Source organism: Pseudomonas sp. GW822-FHT02D10 (genome assembly GCF_058802345.1).
In genome coordinates, this window is sequence record NZ_JBXAOB010000013.1 from 21,367 (window position 1) to 37,727 (window position 16,361).

Here is a 16,361-nt window from a genome sequence, read left to right on the forward strand (position 1 = left end):
CTCGTGCCGACCCTATGCCAACCCTATGTAGGAGCTGCCGAAGGCTGCGATCTTTTGATCTTCCCGACAGACGATTAGTTGCTGGACGGACGCCAAGATCAAAAGATCGCAGCCTTCGGCAGCTCCTACTACACTGCTGGAGGTAGCGCTCGGCAGTGCGCCGGCAAAGGAGTGCTCGATGTCTCCCCGTTTGCAGTTTCGCGGCCCCGCCGGGCAACGTGGTGCCATTGGTTTGCTCGCGGCAATGACCTTCGGCCTCGCGCTATTGTTTGCACTGCTGGTGGTCGACAGCGGCCGGCTCTATCTGGAACAGCGCAAGTTGCAACGGGTGGCGGATAACGCCGCGCTGGAGGCGGTCAGCCGTGGCGGTAACTGCCTGCCGGGTCTGACGGCGGCCAGTTATGCCGGGCAAAGTGCGGTGCGTAATGGGTTCATCGTCAGCACCACCAGCACCCTGACCACTGCCTGCGGTTCGCTGCTGACGGCGCCGACCAACCTGCGCACCTTCGTCCCCAATGCCACGCAATCGACGGCCATTCAGGTGGTTGCCACCAACGTGGTGCCGACCAGTGCAGTGGGCGCTCTTCAAGCGTTGTTCAGTGGGGCTTCAGCCAGTGCCAATACCACGCTGACCGCCACGGCGGTGGCGGCGGCGCCCAAGCCGACGCTGGCGCAGTTGAGTATTCGCAGTTCGGTCGCAAGCGTCGACACCGACAGGTCGAATCTCTTGAATCCACTGTTCTCAAGCCTCCTCGGCGGCAGCGTGAACCTGACCGCTCTGGGGTGGGACGGCTTGGTCAATACCGATATCAACCTGCTCAGGTTCATGGACCAGTTAGCCATTGAACTGGGGGTAACCGCAGGTGATTACACGGCATTGCTCAACGCGCAAGGAACGGTGACTCAGTTCATCCACGCCGCTGCAACGGTTGCGAATCAGAATGGCGCTTCGGCCGATGTGATGACGGCTTTGGCCAATTTGCAGGTAGGGACAACCCATGCTCCGCCGATCAAACTCGGCGATGTACTTCAACTTCAGACGGGCAGCTCGGCGGCCAGCCTGGACGCCACGGTGCAACTGTTCCAACTGGTTCAGGGGTTTGTCCAACTGGCGAATAAAAACAGTGCAGTGACCGCCGCTCTACCGGTCAACGTATTGGGTCTGCTGGGTGTGACGACCCGTATAAAAGTGATTGAGCCGCCGCAGTTTTCTGCCGTGGGCGATCCGGAGCTGGCCAAGGCTGACCCGTTGGGTGTGAACCGAATCTACGTCAAGACTGCGCAGGTCAGAGTGCTCACAACGGTCGATCTTTCTCTGATCAACGCCGTGTTGCAGCTAATTAATACGCTGTTGAGCCCGATCATCGTTTCCATTAACACGCTGCTGGCGCCGGGATGTTTGTTGGCAACCTGCACACAAACAGATCTGCAAATAGTGCCTGAGGGCCTCAACCTGGATGTGGGGATCGAGGCGGGAGTCGGCAGTAGTTATGTCACCGATTACACGTGCGTCAGTCCGACCAGCAAAAGTCTCACTGCCACCACGGAGATTGCCGCGGTCAACGTCAAAGTCGGCCGGATCGACCCGGCGATCTGGCTGTCCTCGTCGCCGCTATCAGCGCTGACACCGTTAACCCTGGTCGATATCGGCAGCAAGACCTGCCACGGATTAACCTTCATCTGTGGTCCGCGCACACCGTTTACCGGCGGCGGTAGCGAAATCATGATCGACAGCCCGATCGCCGGGACCAGCGACCCGAACTACACCTACAGCAACCCCAAGGAAATCAATGTCCCGCCACTGCCGACTCACACCGTTTCGGTATCGGGTGTCGCCGGCAGTTTGAGCGGGACGCTGGGAGGCGTAACGCTGATTCAGCACACACCGACGATTGGCGGTCTGACGGCTTTGCTGTTCGGTACGTTGTCATCGCTGCTGGCTGATGTGACAACGCTGTTGGTCAACGCCATTGATGGTCTGCTGGCGCCCTTGGTCGATCCGCTGGTCAATAGCCTGTTGTTCAATCTGGGAATCGACGTCAACAAGGTCGATGTGGGTTTCAATCTGACCTGTGGGCAGAAAGGCAAAGGCTATCTGGCGATCTAGTCCGCAATCGGCAGCTCGATACAGAACCGTGCACCTTCGACAGAGCGTTGCACGTAGATTACCGTCGGCGAACGGGCGATCAGATTGTCCAGCCGGCCGAAGCGCTTTTCCCCAGGCGTCAAAATTGAAGACTCGATTGCGCCGTCAGGTTCGTCGGCAGGTTGGGCACGGTGCCGACACCTGGCAGGACGAGGAACGGGATGACTTGATTGAGCTTGCTGGTGGGATAAGTCACGCTGACCGTCAGCAAACCTGTGCCTGCGTTATAGGCCGCCGTGGTGTCCACACCGTAGGTGATGTTGAAGGCGCTTGGCACCCAGGACAGTTGTTTTTTCAGCACGGCATTGGCCAGGTCTTGCATGGCTTGTGGGTAGTTGGCCGTGTTCGGGTCCAGTGCGACGCTTTGCCGAACCGCCTCGGCAGTGGCCTCATTGAATGACTGCACCAGCAACAGTGGCAGGCTGTAACTGACGATGCCATAAAACACCGCAAAAAAGATCACGAACACCAGGGCGAACTCAATCGCCACAGCGCCTTTTTGTTTTCTGGGGAGGCCTGATTTCATGAGTACGTCTACCCTGACAACGTCAACGTGATATCAGCATAGAATCATTCAGCCAAAGCGGACGATTTTTACCGGATGCAGAGTTTTGTCCTACTGATCTGGCTGGCGCTCTGCGCGGCACAGGATGTTCAGCAACGGCATATCGCCAACAGCCTGACGTTGGGCGCCGGGCTGTTGGCGCTGATTTATCTGCTCTGGACAGGCACCACCTGGCTCGGTGCGCCTGGAGCGCAAGGTGGTTGGGCATTGCTGCTGGCGCTGCTGTTTACCGTGCCCGGGTATGCATTGGGGCGGTTGGGGGCCGCTGATGTGAAGCTGATGGCGACGATCGGTCTGGCGACCGATAGCCTGCATTTACTCGGCAGTTTCATCGGTGCCGGAGTGGCCAGCCTGCTGTGGTTATTGATCGCCCCAAAACTCTGGCCACATATGAGTCAAGGGCTTAGAAGTCATCTTCAGTACCTCTCTCCGGAACTGTCAAAAACCCCACCCTTCGCGCCCTTCGTGCTGATCGGCATGCTGCTGACGCTGCCCTGGATCCACTAGTCGTGCGGCGCAGCTAGCGCTATGTACATAGTAGGAAAGTAGGTCTACTTTCAAATCAGTGCCTGTACAGCCTGCCGCTGTCGGTACAGGAACTGACAGTCTTCGGACAGGGCATGGAGTTGCGAGTGAACAAGCCTACCTCTGCGATAAAAGTGTTGGTGGTCGATGATCAACCGCTGATTGTGGAAGAGCTTCGCGGGTTTCTTGAAGCCAGCGGCTACCGTTGCGTGCCTTGTGAGTCCAGCCAGCAAGCCATCGAGCGCTTTTGCGAAGACGCTGACATTGGCCTGGTGCTCTGTGATTTGCACATGCCCGGGCTCGACGGTATTCAACTGGTTCAGGAGCTGCAACGCATCGCCGGCAAGCACCGGGCGTTCGAAGCCATCATGCTCACCGGGTGTGCCGACAAACAGGACGTGATCAAGGCGTTGCGCGCCGGGATCGCGGACTACTATCAGAAGCCGATAGATTTGAACGAGTTGCTCGAAGGGGTGCAGCGCCAGGAAGTTGCGCTTCAGGAACGGCAAAAAAATGTTCAGTTGGGGTATTTGAATCAGAAGCTGCAAGACCTTTCCGAATCCATCGATGATCTTTATCAGGACCTCGATAAGGTTCGCCGTGCTCCGTTTGTATCGTCGGGTGGGGAGGGTGGCAGTGAGGCTGGTCGGGAGGAGATGCCGGCGATCTTCAATCAGCTGTCGCCTCGTCAATTGGACGTTGCGCGGTTGGTGGGCAAGGGGCAGACCAATTACCAGGTTGCCTGTGAGTTGGGGATAACCGAGAACACGGTGAAGTTGTATGTGTCGCAGGTGTTGCGGTTGACGCATATGCATAATCGGACGCAGTTGGCGCTGGCTTTGTCGCCGAGTGGTTCGGGGATGCGGGCGCGGGTTACGGCGCACTAAGCTCTTGGTTTGTTCGTTCCGTTGAGTACCTATCCGTTTCTGTCGGCCTGAGTGGTTGGAGGGCGTACGGCTTTTGTCGTTGATCGCTCCCACTCTGTGGGAACGATCAAGAAGGCCGCGCTCGTCAGCCATTCATACTTTGAAAATGCTCTAGCATCCGCTGCGCATCCGGCACTACGCCGCTGAACAATTCAAAGGCCTTCACCGCCTGAAACACCGCCATGTTGCCGCCATCCAGGGTACGGCAACCCAATGCTTTGGCGTTGCGCAGCAGTTCGGTTTCCAGCGGAAAGTAAACAATCTCCGCGACCCACAACTCGGGCCGCAGCAACGCCACGGGCACCGGCATGCCGGGCAGTTTGGTCATGCCCATCGGCGTGGTGTTCACCAATCCATCGGCCTGCGCCAGCGCACTCGGCAGATCGCTGCCGGCACAGGCCCGGCCGCTGCCGAAATGCTGATTGAGGTTGTTCGCAAGGCTTTGTGCGCGACTGACGTCCACGTCGAAAATACTCAGCTGCAGTACGCCTTCGCTCAATAGCGCGTGGGCCACCGCGGCTCCGGCACCGCCAGCCCCCATTTGGACGACGCGCTCGCGGGCCGTATCGTTCAAGCCACGACGAAAACCTTCGGCAAAGCCCAGGCAATCGGTGTTGTGCCCGATGCGTTTTCCGTCTTTGAGCACCACGGTGTTCACTGCGCCAATGCCTCGGGCTTCAGGCGAGAGTTCGTCGAGCAGCGGGATGATCGCCTGCTTGCAGGGAAAGGTGACGTTCAGGCCGGTGAAGTTCATCCGCTCTGCCGCCATCAGCAGGTCGGGGAGGGCGTCGCTGTCGAGTTTCAGCTGATCGAGGTCGATCAACCGATAGAGGTAGCGCAGGCCTTGGGCATCGCCCTCGCGTTCATGCAGCGCAGGTGTTCGAGACGCCTGGATGCCGGCGCCGATGAGTCCTGCGAGTACAGTGTTGTTCTGTGACATGTGGCTCACCCCTTCAGGCGTTGGCTGAAATGCTCCAGCGCCAGGCGATAGCCATGGCTGCCGAAGCCGCACAGGATTGCGGTAGCGATGGCCGAAATGAACGAGTGATGACGGAACGGTTCGCGGGCATGCACGTTGGACAGGTGTACTTCGATGACCGGTAACTCGCTGGCGATCAGCGCATCACGGATCGCTACCGAGGTGTGCGTCCAGGCTGCCGGGTTGATCACGATCCCGGCACAACGAGCGCGTGCCGAGTGAATCCAGTCGAGCAATTCGCCCTCGTGGTTGGTCTGGCGAAACTCCACCGCCAGACCGAACTCTTCAGCGGCACGACCGCACAAGGCCGAAATGTCGGCCAGGGTTTCGTGGCCATAAGTCGCCGGCTCACGAGTGCCGAGCAAGTTCAGGTTCGGGCCGTTGAGCACCAGAACGATAGGGGGCATCAGGCGTTTCTCCATTGTTATTGTGGGCGTGGGTCGAGGGTGACCCGCCTGTGGAGATAAATTGTACTAGCCGGTTAATTTGGTCAATTGAAGCTGAGCAGCAAGGCTCACAAGACGGCAATAAGTGTTCGATGATCGGACAGTCGCGGGTGCCGCCCACAAAAAAGCCGTCCTCAAGACGGCTGTTTTGTAGTGAACGTGTGTAATCAACGCCGGGTCAGCAAGACCCCGGATTCCATGTGGTGGGTCCACGGGAACTGATCGAACATTGCGCAACGGGTGATGCGGTGGGTGTCGTGCAATTGGGCGATGTTGTCCGCCAGCGTTTGCGGGTTGCACGAGATGTACAGAATGTTCTCGAAGCGTCGGGTCAGCTCGCACGTGTCCGGGTCCATGCCGGCGCGCGGCGGGTCGACGAACACGCTACCGAACTCATAGCTCTTCAGATCAATGCCGTGCAAACGGCGGAACGGGCGAACTTCATTCAGCGCTTCGGTCAGTTCTTCGGCAGACAACCGCACCAAAGTGACATTATCCACAGCGTTTTCACTGAGGTTACTCAGCGCCGCATTCACCGATGTCTTGCTGATTTCGGTGGCCAGCACTTTGCGCACGCGGGTCGCCAGTGGCAGGGTGAAGTTGCCGTTACCGCAATACAACTCCAGCAGATCGTCAGTCCGTTCGCCCAAGGCGTCGTATGCCCAGTTGAGCATCTTCTGGTTCACCGTGCCGTTCGGCTGGGTGAACGCGCCTTCCGGTTGGCGATAGCTGAAGGTGCGGCCGCCGACGTCCAGTTTCTCGACCACGTAATCGTGACCGATCACTTCGCGTTTGCCCTTGGAGCGACCGATCACGCTGACATTCAGGTCCGCGGCCAGTTTCGAAGCCGCCGTGTGCCAGTGCTCGTCCAGCGGGCGGTGATAACACAAGGTAATCATCGCATCGCCGGCCAGAGTGGTCAGGAACTCCACCTGAAACAGCTTGTGGCTCAAGGCGGCGCTGGCTTGCCAGGCGGCCTTGAGCTGCGGCATCAACTGGTTGATGCGCAGGCTTGCGATCGGGAATTCTTCGATCAGGATCGGCGTGCGTTTGTCTTCCTGGGAGAACATCGCGTAGTGACGCTCGCCGGCTTCGCGCCACAGACGGAATTCGGCGCGCAGGCGAAAGTTCGCAAGCGGCGAGTCGAACACTACAGGTTCAGGTGCATCGAACGGCGCCAGCAGGTCACGCAAGCGCGTGGCCTTTTCTTCGAGCTGAGCAGTGTAAGCCTGGGAATCGAAAGTCATGCGTTGAACCAACCCAACTTGATCACGAACAGAATCGACAGAATCACCAACGCCGAGTTCAGTTCACGGCCACGGCCGGACAGCAACTTGATCGCGGTCCAGGAAATGAAACCGAACGCGATACCGTTGGCGATGGAGTAAGTGAACGGCATGGCCAGGGCGGTAACCACCACAGGCGCGGCGACGGTGATGTCGTCCCAGTCTATTTCCGCCAGGCCCGAGGTCATCAGTACCGCGACGAACAGCAGCGCGGGTGCGGTGGCGAATGCCGGGACGCTACTGGCCAGCGGTGCAAAGAACAGCGCCAGCAGGAACAGAATCGCCACGACGACAGCCGTCAGACCGGTACGGCCACCGGCGCTGACGCCCGCTGCCGACTCGATGTAGCTAGTAGTGGTCGAGGTGCCCAGCAGGGAACCGGCCATGGCCGCGGTACTGTCGGCGATCAGCGCACGACCCATTTTCGGCATGTGGCCGTCCTTGCCCATCAGGCCGGCGCGCTTGGCGACACCGATCAGGGTACCGGAGTTGTCGAACAGATCGACGAACAGGAAGGCGAAGATCACGCTGACCAGACCGATGTCCAGCGCGCCCTTGATGTCCAGTTGCAGGAAGGTCGGTGCCAGCGAAGGTGGCATCGCCATCACGCCGCCGAACGGTGTGAAGCCCAAGGCGATGGAAACGATGGTCACAGCCAGGATGCCGATCAGTACCGCACCGCGTACTTTCAGGGCTTCGAGGGCGACGATCAGCGCAAAACCCAGGGTCGCGAGGATCGGTGCCGGTTGTTTCAGGTCGCCGAGGCCAACCATGGTCGCCGGATTGCTGACTACGATGCCGGCGTTGTGCAGGGCGATCAGCGCCAGGAACAGGCCGATACCGGCGGCAATCGCCGAGCGCAAGGCCAGCGGGATGCTGTTGATGATCCATTCGCGGATGCGAAAGATCGACAACAGGAAAAACATGACCGCCGAGATGAACACCGCACCCAGCGCCACTTGCCAGGTGTGGCCCATGTGCAGGACCACGGTGTAGGTGAAGAAGGCATTCAGGCCCATGCCCGGCGCCAGCGCGATCGGGTAGTTGGCGATCAGGCCCATGGTCGTCGAGCCGATGGCCGCAGCCAGGCACGTCGCGACAAACACCGCGCCCTTGTCCATACCGGTCTCGCCGAGGATGCTCGGGTTGACGAACAGAATGTAGGCCATGGCCAAAAAGGTCGTGATACCGGCAAGAATCTCGGTACGCACGTTGGTGTTGTGTGCCTTGAGTTGAAACAGCCTTTCCAGCATGTCTGCTCCCCGTGGCGCGCACGGCGCCGTGAATGTATCGACTTCAACAGCAAAGCACAGGCCGCTGCAGGCGCCTGAGTATTTTCTGTCGGTCGGAAAAAGCCGCGCATCATACCAGCAGCGTGCGGCTATAGCTGCGATCGTCGGCGATGTTTTGTCGTCTGGGGGAGTGGGGCATACTGCGCGCTGGTTTTGGGAGGGAACATGTCTTCAATAAAGAGCAGGATGATTCTGGCATTTAGCCTGTTTGGCACCTTGTTGGTCGGCGCGCAAAGCGCAATAGCGGCTTCGGCACCGCCGTTGAGTGAAGTCAAGGTCCTCAAGGTCCAGTCGGCGTCCTGCGGCATTGAAAATATTGCTGAAGGGCAGAAGAAGACACAGTGCAATCACGCAGGACCGAACATCAAGATCTATGTGCTGGAGATCGGCTACGGCCGCCTGCCGAATGCAGCGCTGGACGGCTTTGAAGTCGATGGCGTGCGGAACCGCGTCTGCGCCTACGGCAACGGCAACCTGACGGAATGCTCCGGCACTGCCAGCAAGATCGTCGGCAATCTCTACATCTTTGATCTGGCGGGTAAGCAGGAAGGAACGTTCACCTTCAGCAATACTTCGATCAATGCCCCCGGCAATACGCTGTCGACGCAGCTGTACATCAAGTAGCTTTCATTGGGCTCTGTACGAAAACTGCCTGCGCGTCGACCAGACTGCGTTAAAAACAGGCTCGGAATGCTCATTTAGGCCCCTAAACTCCGCTTCCTCGCCTGTTTTTGCCTTGCCTGATCGCCGCTCGGCGAGTTTTCGTACAGACCCTAGGTGACCGCACCGCTCGAACATCTGTCCGCAAAGCTGACTACGCTTTAAAGATCACCCTGTGGACGCAGACCATGACCCTTAGAGCCCTGATTACCCTTGCCGAAGGTATCGACGACCTGCAAGGCGTGACACTGATCGACGTGTTGCGCCGTGCGAAAGTCGAAGTGGTGGTGGCGAGCATCGAATCGCGGCGCATGCTCACCTGCGCCCGTGGCACCCGACTGACCGCCGACGCGATGCTGGTCGATGTGCTGGTGCAACCGTTCGATCTGGTCGTTCTACCCGGCGGCGCCGTCGGCGCTCAGCGCCTGGCAGCTCATCAACCCTTGTTACAGCTGGTCAAGGATCAATCCGCCGCCGGGCGCCTGTTCGCCGCTATCGCTGAGTCACCGGCGCTGGCGCTGCAAGCCTTTGGCGTATTGCGTCAGCGGCGCATGACCTGTCTGCCCGCGGCCAGTCATCATTTGCTCGGCTGCACGTTCGTCGATCAACCCGTGGTCGTCGACGGCAACTGCATCACCGCCCAAGGTTCGAGCGTTGCCCTGGCGTTTGCGTTGATGCTGGTTGAACAACTGTGCGGCAAGGCCGTCAGGGCTGCGGTGGCGGGGGAGTTGCTGGTGTAGCGGGCAACGCTGAAGCTTTCGGCTCCTCCACCGGCACATGCATGCGGTCGCGTTGGGCCAGGGTCGGGAACAGTTTGATCCACGTCCCGGTGACCAGCAGCGTACCGATCCCGCCCATGATCACCGCCGGTACGGTGCCGAACCAGTGGGCGGTGAGTCCGGATTCGAACTCGCCCAACTGGTTCGAGGCACCGATGAACAAACCGTTCACCGCGCTGACCCGGCCGCGCATTTCGTCCGGGGTTTCCAGTTGCACGAAGGACGCGCGGATCACCATGCTGATCATGTCTGCCGCGCCGAGCACCACCAGCACCGCCAGCGAGAACCAGAACGAGGTCGACAAGCCGAAGGCGATGGTCGCGACGCCGAACACCCCGACGGCCGTAAACATGACACGTCCGACGTTGCGTTCCACGGCAAACCGCGCGAGCCATAACGACATCAGCAAGGCACCGACCGCTGGCGCCGAGCGCAGCAGACCCAGTCCCCAGGGGCCGGTCAGCAGGATGTCCCTGGCAAAAACCGGCAGCAGCGCCGTGGCGCCACCGAGTAATACCGCGAACAAGTCCAATGAGATCGCGCCAAGGATGTCCGGGCGGCTGCGAATGAAGCGAATCCCGGCGAGCAACGAATCCAGGGTCGCCTTGCCCTTGTTCAGCGGGGTTTGCCGTGCGGGCAGGTTGAGCATCAGGGTGCAGGCGATGAGGTACAGCATCACCGTCGGGCCATACACCCAGACGCTGCCGAAGGCATACAGCAAACCGCCGAGGGCCGGGGCGACGATGGTGGCCGATTGTTGCGCCGACTGCGCGGCCGCGACGGCGCGGGGAAACAGCGCGCTGGGCACGATGCTGGGCAGCAGCGCCTGGGTGGTCGGCATTTCGAACGACCGGGCGCCGCCGAGCAGGAACGCGAGGATGAAGATCATTTCGCGAGTGACGTGGTCAGTGGCGCTGCCAATGGCCAGGGCGAGGGCGATCATCGCCTGCAAGGACTGGCAGATGGCTGCGACCTTGCGCCGGTCATAACGGTCTGCCACATGCCCGGTGTGGAGCATGAACAATACCCGAGGCGTGAACTCCACCAGCCCGACCAGGCCCAGGTCCAGCACGTTGCCGGTGAGTTGATAGAGGTTCCAGCCGATGGCCACGGTGAGCATCTGGAAACCACTGGCGGTGAATATCCGTGCCAGCCAGAACGCAATGAACGGTCGGTGATGGCGCAACAACAGCGGGGCTTGGGTCGGCATCGGCAGGCAGGTCTGGGCGGGGAAAATCGAGATTATCATCAAGTTGTAACTAAAGGTTGTGCAGGTCGGAGGGTAGGAGCTGCCGCAGGCTGCGATCTTTTGATCTTCGCTTGTCGGCAGCTCCCAATAGCCTGATTGAAAAGATCGCAGGCTTCGCCAGCTCCTACGGGGGGCTGAGGCAACCTGTCACGCGGCAAAAGACCACACAGTCGGGCCGCGAAAATGGGACTACTCTTTCATCGTTACTTGATCCAGATCAAAACCCTTGGTGGATTTGCTCTGGCGGCCAGATGGCCAGACTCCCTGCGTTGCGATGGTTGTAAAACAACAACGAATTTGAATTCGCCACACTCCATAACCGTGGGGGCGGTGGGTGCAGGCTTCCAGCCAGCAGTCGTATTACCTGACAGAGGAAGACTTATGTTCGGTTTGGAGGCACTTGATCTCGCCCGAATTCAGTTCGCGTTCACCATCTCGTTTCACATCCTGTTCCCGGCGATCACCATCGGCCTGGCGAGTTACCTGGCGGTGCTCGAAGGCTTGTGGCTGAAGACCCACAACGACACCTACCGTGACCTGTATCACTTCTGGTCGAAGATCTTTGCCGTCAACTTCGGCATGGGGGTGGTCTCCGGACTGGTCATGGCCTATCAGTTTGGCACCAACTGGAGCCGCTTCTCGGACTTTGCCGGTTCCGTCACCGGGCCGCTGCTGACCTATGAAGTGCTCACGGCGTTCTTCCTCGAAGCCGGTTTCCTTGGCGTCATGCTGTTCGGCTGGAACAAGGTCGGGCGCAAGCTGCACTTTTTCGCCACGGTCATGGTGGCCATCGGCACGCTGATTTCGACGTTCTGGATTCTCGCCTCCAACAGCTGGATGCAAACGCCGCAGGGCTACGAAATTGTTAACGGCCAGGTGATTCCGGTGGACTGGATCGCGGTGATTTTCAACCCGTCGTTCCCGTATCGCCTGATGCACATGGCCACCGCAGCCTTTGTGGCCACTGCATTCTTTGTTGGCTCGTCGGCGGCCTGGCACCTGCTACGTGGCCGTGATAATCCGGCGATCCGCACCATGCTGTCGATGGCCATGTGGATGGCCTTGATCGTCGCGCCGATTCAAGCGGTGATCGGTGACTTCCACGGCCTCAACACGCTCAAGCATCAACCGGCAAAAATCGCCGCGATTGAAGGTCACTGGGAAAACCATGGCAACGAGCCGACCCCGCTGATCCTGTTCGGCTGGCCGGACATGAAAGCCGAGAAGACCCGTTTTGCAGTCGAAGTTCCGTACCTTGGCAGCTTGATTCTGACTCACTCTCTGGACAAGCAGATCCCGGCGCTCAAGGAGTTCGCACCTGAAGACCGGCCGAATTCGACCATTGTCTTCTGGTCGTTCCGGATCATGGTCGGGCTCGGTTTCCTGATGATCTTCACCGGTCTGTGGAGCCTGTGGCTACGCAAGCGTGACGCGCTGTATTCGAACCGCGCCTTCCTCTACCTGGCCTTGTGGATGGGGCCCTCGGGCCTGATCGCGTTACTCGCTGGTTGGTTCACCACTGAAATCGGTCGTCAGCCGTGGGTGGTGTACGGGCTGATGCGCACTGCCGACGCTTCATCCATGCACAGTTTCCTGCAGATGAGCATTACGCTGGCGCTGTTTGTCGTGGTCTATTTCTCGCTGTTTGGTGTCGGTCTGGGCTACATGATGCGCCTGGTGCGCAAAGGGCCGAAAATCAACGAAGGCGCTGAGCAGAGCCACGGTGGCCCTGGTCAGCAACGTACGCCGGCCCGTCCGCTTTCCGCTGCTGACGATAACGGTGATCACAGCGACAGCCTGAACAAGGGGAATTGAATCATGGGTATTGATCTTCCGCTGATCTGGGCCGTGATCATCATCTTCGGCATCATGATGTACGTGGTCATGGATGGTTTCGACCTGGGCATCGGCATTCTCTTTCCTTTCATCAAGGGCGACCGTGACCGCGATGTGATGATGAACACTGTTGCGCCGGTCTGGGACGGTAACGAAACCTGGCTGGTATTGGGTGGCGCGGCGTTGTTCGGCGCGTTTCCGCTGGCGTATTCGGTGGTACTGTCGGCGTTGTACCTGCCGCTGATTCTGATGCTGATCGGCTTGATCTTCCGCGGTGTGGCCTTCGAGTTCCGTTTCAAGGCCAAGGACCACAAGCGGCACATCTGGGACAAGTGCTTCATCGGCGGCTCGCTGACGGCGACGTTCTTCCAGGGTGTGGCGCTGGGGGCGTTCATCGACGGCATCCCGGTGGTCAATCGGCAGTTCGCTGGTGGCACGCTGGACTGGCTGACACCGTTCACGCTGTTCTGCGGTGTGGCGTTGGTGGTTGCGTATGCGCTGCTCGGCTGCACCTGGCTGATCATGAAAACCGAAGGCAAGTTGCAGGAGCAGATGCACAACCTGGCGCGACCGCTGGCGTTCGTGGTGTTGGCGGTGACCGGTATCGTCAGCCTCTGGACCCCGCTGGCGCATGCCGAGATTGCTGCGCGCTGGTTCACCTTGCCGAACCTGTTCTGGTTCCTGCCGGTGCCGATCCTGGTGCTGGTCACGATGTACGGTTTACTGCGAGCGGTGGCGCGTAACGCTCACTACACACCGTTCCTGTTGACCCTGGTGCTGATCTTCCTCGGCTACAGCGGTCTGGGGATCAGCCTGTGGCCGAACATCGTGCCGCCGTCGATCTCGATCTGGGACGCCGCCGCACCGCCGCAAAGCCAGGGCTTCATGCTGGTCGGCACCTTGTTCATCATCCCGTTCATTTTGGGGTACACCTTCTGGAGCTACTACGTGTTCCGCGGCAAGGTGACCCACGAAGACGGTTACCACTAGTCTGCGTGACCGCGGCTCGGGCCGGGTGCCTGAGTCGCCTTACAGGAGCATTCGACGATGGCAGGTAAACACTCTTTGCAGGAAATCGAGCAGGCTGAGAAAAAGCCGCTCTGGCAGCGGCTTGGCTGGCTGGCAATGATCTGGACCGGCAGCGTACTGGCGCTGTTTGTCGTGGCCAGCCTGATGCGCATGTTCATGAATGCTGCTGGCCTGACCACTCACTGATCGACCCGAACATCCCATCCCGTGCTTTGCGGCACGGATTTATAACCCTCCGCTGGAGGGTTTTTTTTGCCCGGGCATTGGCCGTTACTTACGGGCCTTGAGGATCACGAATTTGGGCGTTGCCGCAACCTGTTCGACACCCCGGAACAGCCGCGCCAATTTGCTGTGATAGCCCAGATGACGGTTACCAACGATATACAGCGCGCCGCCCACCACCAGTGCTTCTCGAGCTTGCTGGAACATCCGCCAGGCGAGGAAGTCACCGACCACCTGTTGCTGGTGGAAGGGTGGATTGCACAGCACCACGTCCAGCGACTGTGGCTCTTGCCCGGCCAGACCATCGCCCGCCCGTACGATGACTTCGCGCTCACCGAGGGCTGCCTGCCAGTTTTCGGTAGCGGATTGCACAGCCATGAACGACTCGTCCACCAGCGTGTAGTGGGCTTGAGGGTTTTGCAGGGCGCTGGCGATTGCCAACACACCGTTGCCGCAACCCAGGTCGGCGACTCGCGCGCTACCCAGGTTTTTCGGCAAATGAGGGAGAAATGCCCGGGTGCCGATGTCCAGGCCTTCGCGACAGAACACGTTGGCGTGGTTGAGTAGCTCGATCGCCGGCTCGTCGAGCTTATAGCGACTCGGGTAGGGCGACTGTGCGGGTTGTCTGGCGTCGAGCGTGGCAATCAGCAAGCGGGCTTTCTTGACCGCCAGCGAGGCCTGCACCGGGCCGATGTAGCGTTCCAGCAGATCACCGGCTGCCCGCGGCAGGTGTTTGACCATGGCCGCGGCAATCACCTGAGCGCCGGGTGCCAATTGCGCTTGCAAGCGGATCAACTGCTCTTCCAGCAATGCCAGGGTTTTCGGTACGCGGATCAGCACCCGGTCGAACGGTCCGACCAACGGCGCGCTAGCCGGCAGCACTGATACGGCATCAAAGGGATAGCCGTTGCGTATCAGGTTCTTTTCCAATGCCTGGGCTGCGAGAAACGAATCACCGCTACTGGTGACCTGAACTTTGCCGACAAGGCTTCCCGCCAATGCACCAAAACTGTCATTGAGCACCAAAACCCGGGTTTTCGCGTCGGGCTGCTGCTCGGCCAGATGGTTGAGCAGGTATTCGTCGGCCGCATCGAAGGCTTGCAGCGGTTCATTCTGCTGTTCGGGTTGGCGGATCAGGTCAAGTTGGGCGAAGGGACTTTCGAGCAGGGGCATGAGGCGGAGACTCTGGATAATCAACGGGTGTCCCGCGGTTCTGCACGTATTGAATGCTGGCGGGACCGACTGAGCGGACTGCGTCGCGATGTCTCTCGCGTCATCACTCAGAGGGACGTAAAGGGTACGTTTTTTTCCGTCGGATTACTCGTTGGTTTTTCCTTCGTGCTCAGCGCTGACACGCTGTGGTGTTGGTTGAGGCTCAGATCAAATGAGTCTTCGCGGCCTGTACCACGGCAGAAATCTTGTTGGTGACGCCCAGTTTCTGGATCGCTTTGCCAATGTGAAAATTCACTGTCCGCGGGCTGACACTGAGGATGGTCCCGATATCCGACGCGGTTTTGCCTTGTGCAGACCACTTCAGCACCTCCGTTTCTCGTGGCGATAAATGTGCCACGCTTACGCCCCCGGGATTCTTGCTGGTCAGCTTTTGCATGGCGAGGGTGTGCAACTTATGGCTGATGAACGTCGCATAACCGAGGTTTTCATAGAGTTCAAAAGCGCTGATCCGGCAATGGCTCCGGGCGACGCTGAGCATGCTGCTGTTGTGGTGGTTAAGGTCATGTACCGGCTGTGACCAACCGTACTGTAAGCCTTGCTCCGCGAGCGTGCGCCAGAGCTCAGGGACCTTGGCGAAGGTATCTCTGTCCCAGAGAATGGGCAGCATTGATTGACAGCAATGCGCCACTATTGGATCTATCGTGGAGTACTTGTTTTGTTCATAGCGCGTGTTCCAGTCATGTGAGTAGTTATTAAGGTTTATGTCATTAAAACAATGACTTGTCGTATGAGAAGTCATCGAAAATGCGCAGTATTCGTAACCCAGGTTGTTAAAGAAATCGAGTGCGATTTTGTAAGCATTTTCAATGCTTGACTCATAAGCCAGTTGCTTTAGCTGAGTCTCTTTCCAGATATCCATGGAGGCCGCTCCTTGTACGTCACTTGATAGGTGCAATTGGATCCAAGATTTAACGTCACGAGTGTAGGATAAGTCCTATGCGCATGAAGTGATTTTTTTTGCTCTTGAGCGGCTCGCTAAAAGAATAACCGGTTCTTAAAACAACATTAACCGTAACGCGCGTGAGGTTTTGTCTGGAGTTTAAATAACGTGACAAAAATTTCATCTTCTATGAGTCATGCCAATATTTGATTTTTTAGTTAACAGGCTCTCGCCTGTTCATTAATACCATTACAAACCGGCGGTGTTTCTTCGCTCAGCTTTGCGGGACACTGGGGCAATCAGATCTA

Annotated in this window: 16 protein-coding genes; 8 read left to right on the forward strand and 8 right to left on the reverse strand. The window is 58.8% G+C overall.

Annotated features, from left to right (window positions below):
* Positions 1 to 178 precede the first annotated feature (178 nt).
* Entirely contained in the window at positions 179 to 2,107 is a 1,929-nt protein-coding gene (locus AC1RPZ_RS19815; protein WP_493138660.1) for a pilus assembly protein TadG-related protein, read from the forward strand.
* A gap of 118 nt (positions 2,108 to 2,225) precedes the next feature.
* On the opposite strand, the gene AC1RPZ_RS19820 is transcribed toward AC1RPZ_RS19815, so the two are convergent.
* Positions 2,226 to 2,672: a TadE/TadG family type IV pilus assembly protein gene (locus AC1RPZ_RS19820; RefSeq protein WP_493138662.1), complete on the reverse strand. Its 447-nt coding sequence runs from the start codon at positions 2,670 to 2,672 to the stop codon at positions 2,226 to 2,228.
* Positions 2,673 to 2,747: 75 nt separating this feature from the next.
* On the opposite strand from AC1RPZ_RS19820, the gene AC1RPZ_RS19825 reads away from it, so the two are divergent.
* Together AC1RPZ_RS19825 and AC1RPZ_RS19830 are read left to right on the forward strand one after the other, a co-directional pair.
* A complete protein-coding gene (locus tag AC1RPZ_RS19825) occupies positions 2,748 to 3,218 on the forward strand; it encodes a prepilin peptidase (RefSeq protein WP_493138665.1) in 471 nt (156 codons plus the stop codon).
* Positions 3,219 to 3,343: 125 nt separating this feature from the next.
* The gene (locus AC1RPZ_RS19830; RefSeq protein ID WP_493138667.1) at positions 3,344 to 4,123 is read left to right on the forward strand and encodes a response regulator transcription factor; all 780 of its coding nucleotides are present in this window, start codon (positions 3,344 to 3,346) and stop codon (positions 4,121 to 4,123) included.
* A gap of 124 nt (positions 4,124 to 4,247) precedes the next feature.
* On the opposite strand, the gene AC1RPZ_RS19835 is transcribed toward AC1RPZ_RS19830, so the two are convergent.
* The 4 genes from AC1RPZ_RS19835 to AC1RPZ_RS19850 all read right to left on the reverse strand — a co-directional run bounded on the left by AC1RPZ_RS19835 (position 4,248) and on the right by AC1RPZ_RS19850 (position 8,126).
* Positions 4,248 to 5,102, reverse strand: a complete 855-nt coding sequence (locus AC1RPZ_RS19835) for a shikimate dehydrogenase (protein ID WP_493138669.1) — start codon at positions 5,100 to 5,102, stop codon at positions 4,248 to 4,250.
* Positions 5,103 to 5,107: 5 nt separating this feature from the next.
* Positions 5,108 to 5,548 (reverse strand): type II 3-dehydroquinate dehydratase, encoded by a 441-nt coding sequence (gene aroQ, locus AC1RPZ_RS19840; protein ID WP_493138671.1) that lies wholly within the window; start codon positions 5,546 to 5,548, stop codon positions 5,108 to 5,110.
* 206 nt (positions 5,549 to 5,754) lie between these two features.
* The gene (gene trmA / locus AC1RPZ_RS19845) at positions 5,755 to 6,834 is read right to left on the reverse strand and encodes a tRNA (uridine(54)-C5)-methyltransferase TrmA (protein ID WP_493138673.1); all 1,080 of its coding nucleotides are present in this window, start codon (positions 6,832 to 6,834) and stop codon (positions 5,755 to 5,757) included.
* Positions 6,831 to 8,126: an NCS2 family permease gene (locus AC1RPZ_RS19850; RefSeq protein WP_123423557.1), complete on the reverse strand. Its 1,296-nt coding sequence runs from the start codon at positions 8,124 to 8,126 to the stop codon at positions 6,831 to 6,833. Before AC1RPZ_RS19850 ends, trmA begins: the two co-directional genes overlap by 4 nt.
* Positions 8,127 to 8,330: 204 nt before the next feature.
* On the opposite strand from AC1RPZ_RS19850, the gene AC1RPZ_RS19855 reads away from it, so the two are divergent.
* Both AC1RPZ_RS19855 and AC1RPZ_RS19860 read left to right on the forward strand, forming a co-directional pair.
* Positions 8,331 to 8,789, forward strand: a complete 459-nt coding sequence (locus AC1RPZ_RS19855; RefSeq protein ID WP_493138675.1) for a DUF4879 domain-containing protein — start codon at positions 8,331 to 8,333, stop codon at positions 8,787 to 8,789.
* A gap of 224 nt (positions 8,790 to 9,013) precedes the next feature.
* Positions 9,014 to 9,565: a DJ-1 family glyoxalase III gene (locus AC1RPZ_RS19860; RefSeq protein WP_493138677.1), complete on the forward strand. Its 552-nt coding sequence runs from the start codon at positions 9,014 to 9,016 to the stop codon at positions 9,563 to 9,565.
* Here the strand turns inward: AC1RPZ_RS19860 and AC1RPZ_RS19865 are convergent.
* On the reverse strand, positions 9,531 to 10,814 hold the full coding sequence (locus AC1RPZ_RS19865) for an MFS transporter (protein ID WP_493138869.1): 1,284 nt from the start codon (positions 10,812 to 10,814) through the stop codon (positions 9,531 to 9,533). The genes AC1RPZ_RS19860 and AC1RPZ_RS19865 overlap by 35 nt on opposite strands.
* A 420-nt stretch (positions 10,815 to 11,234) precedes the next feature.
* Here AC1RPZ_RS19865 and AC1RPZ_RS19870 point away from each other — a divergent pair, with 420 nt between their 5' ends.
* From AC1RPZ_RS19870 to AC1RPZ_RS19880, 3 genes are read left to right on the forward strand one after another with little or no spacing between them, the layout of a single operon-like run.
* Complete coding sequence (locus tag AC1RPZ_RS19870; protein WP_493138679.1) at positions 11,235 to 12,668, forward strand: cytochrome ubiquinol oxidase subunit I; 1,434 nt, start codon at positions 11,235 to 11,237, stop codon at positions 12,666 to 12,668.
* A 3-nt stretch (positions 12,669 to 12,671) separates the two neighbouring features.
* A complete protein-coding gene (cydB, locus tag AC1RPZ_RS19875; protein WP_493138680.1) occupies positions 12,672 to 13,679 on the forward strand; it encodes a cytochrome d ubiquinol oxidase subunit II in 1,008 nt (335 codons plus the stop codon).
* Positions 13,680 to 13,736: 57 nt separating this feature from the next.
* The gene (locus AC1RPZ_RS19880; protein ID WP_493138682.1) at positions 13,737 to 13,904 is read left to right on the forward strand and encodes a DUF2474 domain-containing protein; all 168 of its coding nucleotides are present in this window, start codon (positions 13,737 to 13,739) and stop codon (positions 13,902 to 13,904) included.
* 84 nt (positions 13,905 to 13,988) lie between these two features.
* On the opposite strand, the gene AC1RPZ_RS19885 is transcribed toward AC1RPZ_RS19880, so the two are convergent.
* The gene (locus AC1RPZ_RS19885) at positions 13,989 to 15,113 is read right to left on the reverse strand and encodes a methyltransferase (RefSeq protein WP_493138683.1); all 1,125 of its coding nucleotides are present in this window, start codon (positions 15,111 to 15,113) and stop codon (positions 13,989 to 13,991) included.
* A 202-nt stretch (positions 15,114 to 15,315) separates the two neighbouring features.
* Positions 15,316 to 16,032 carry an autoinducer binding domain-containing protein gene (locus AC1RPZ_RS19890; protein WP_493138686.1) on the reverse strand — a complete coding sequence of 239 codons (717 nt, stop codon included), beginning with the start codon at positions 16,030 to 16,032 and terminating at the stop codon, positions 15,316 to 15,318.
* Positions 16,033 to 16,361: the final 329 nt, after the last annotated feature.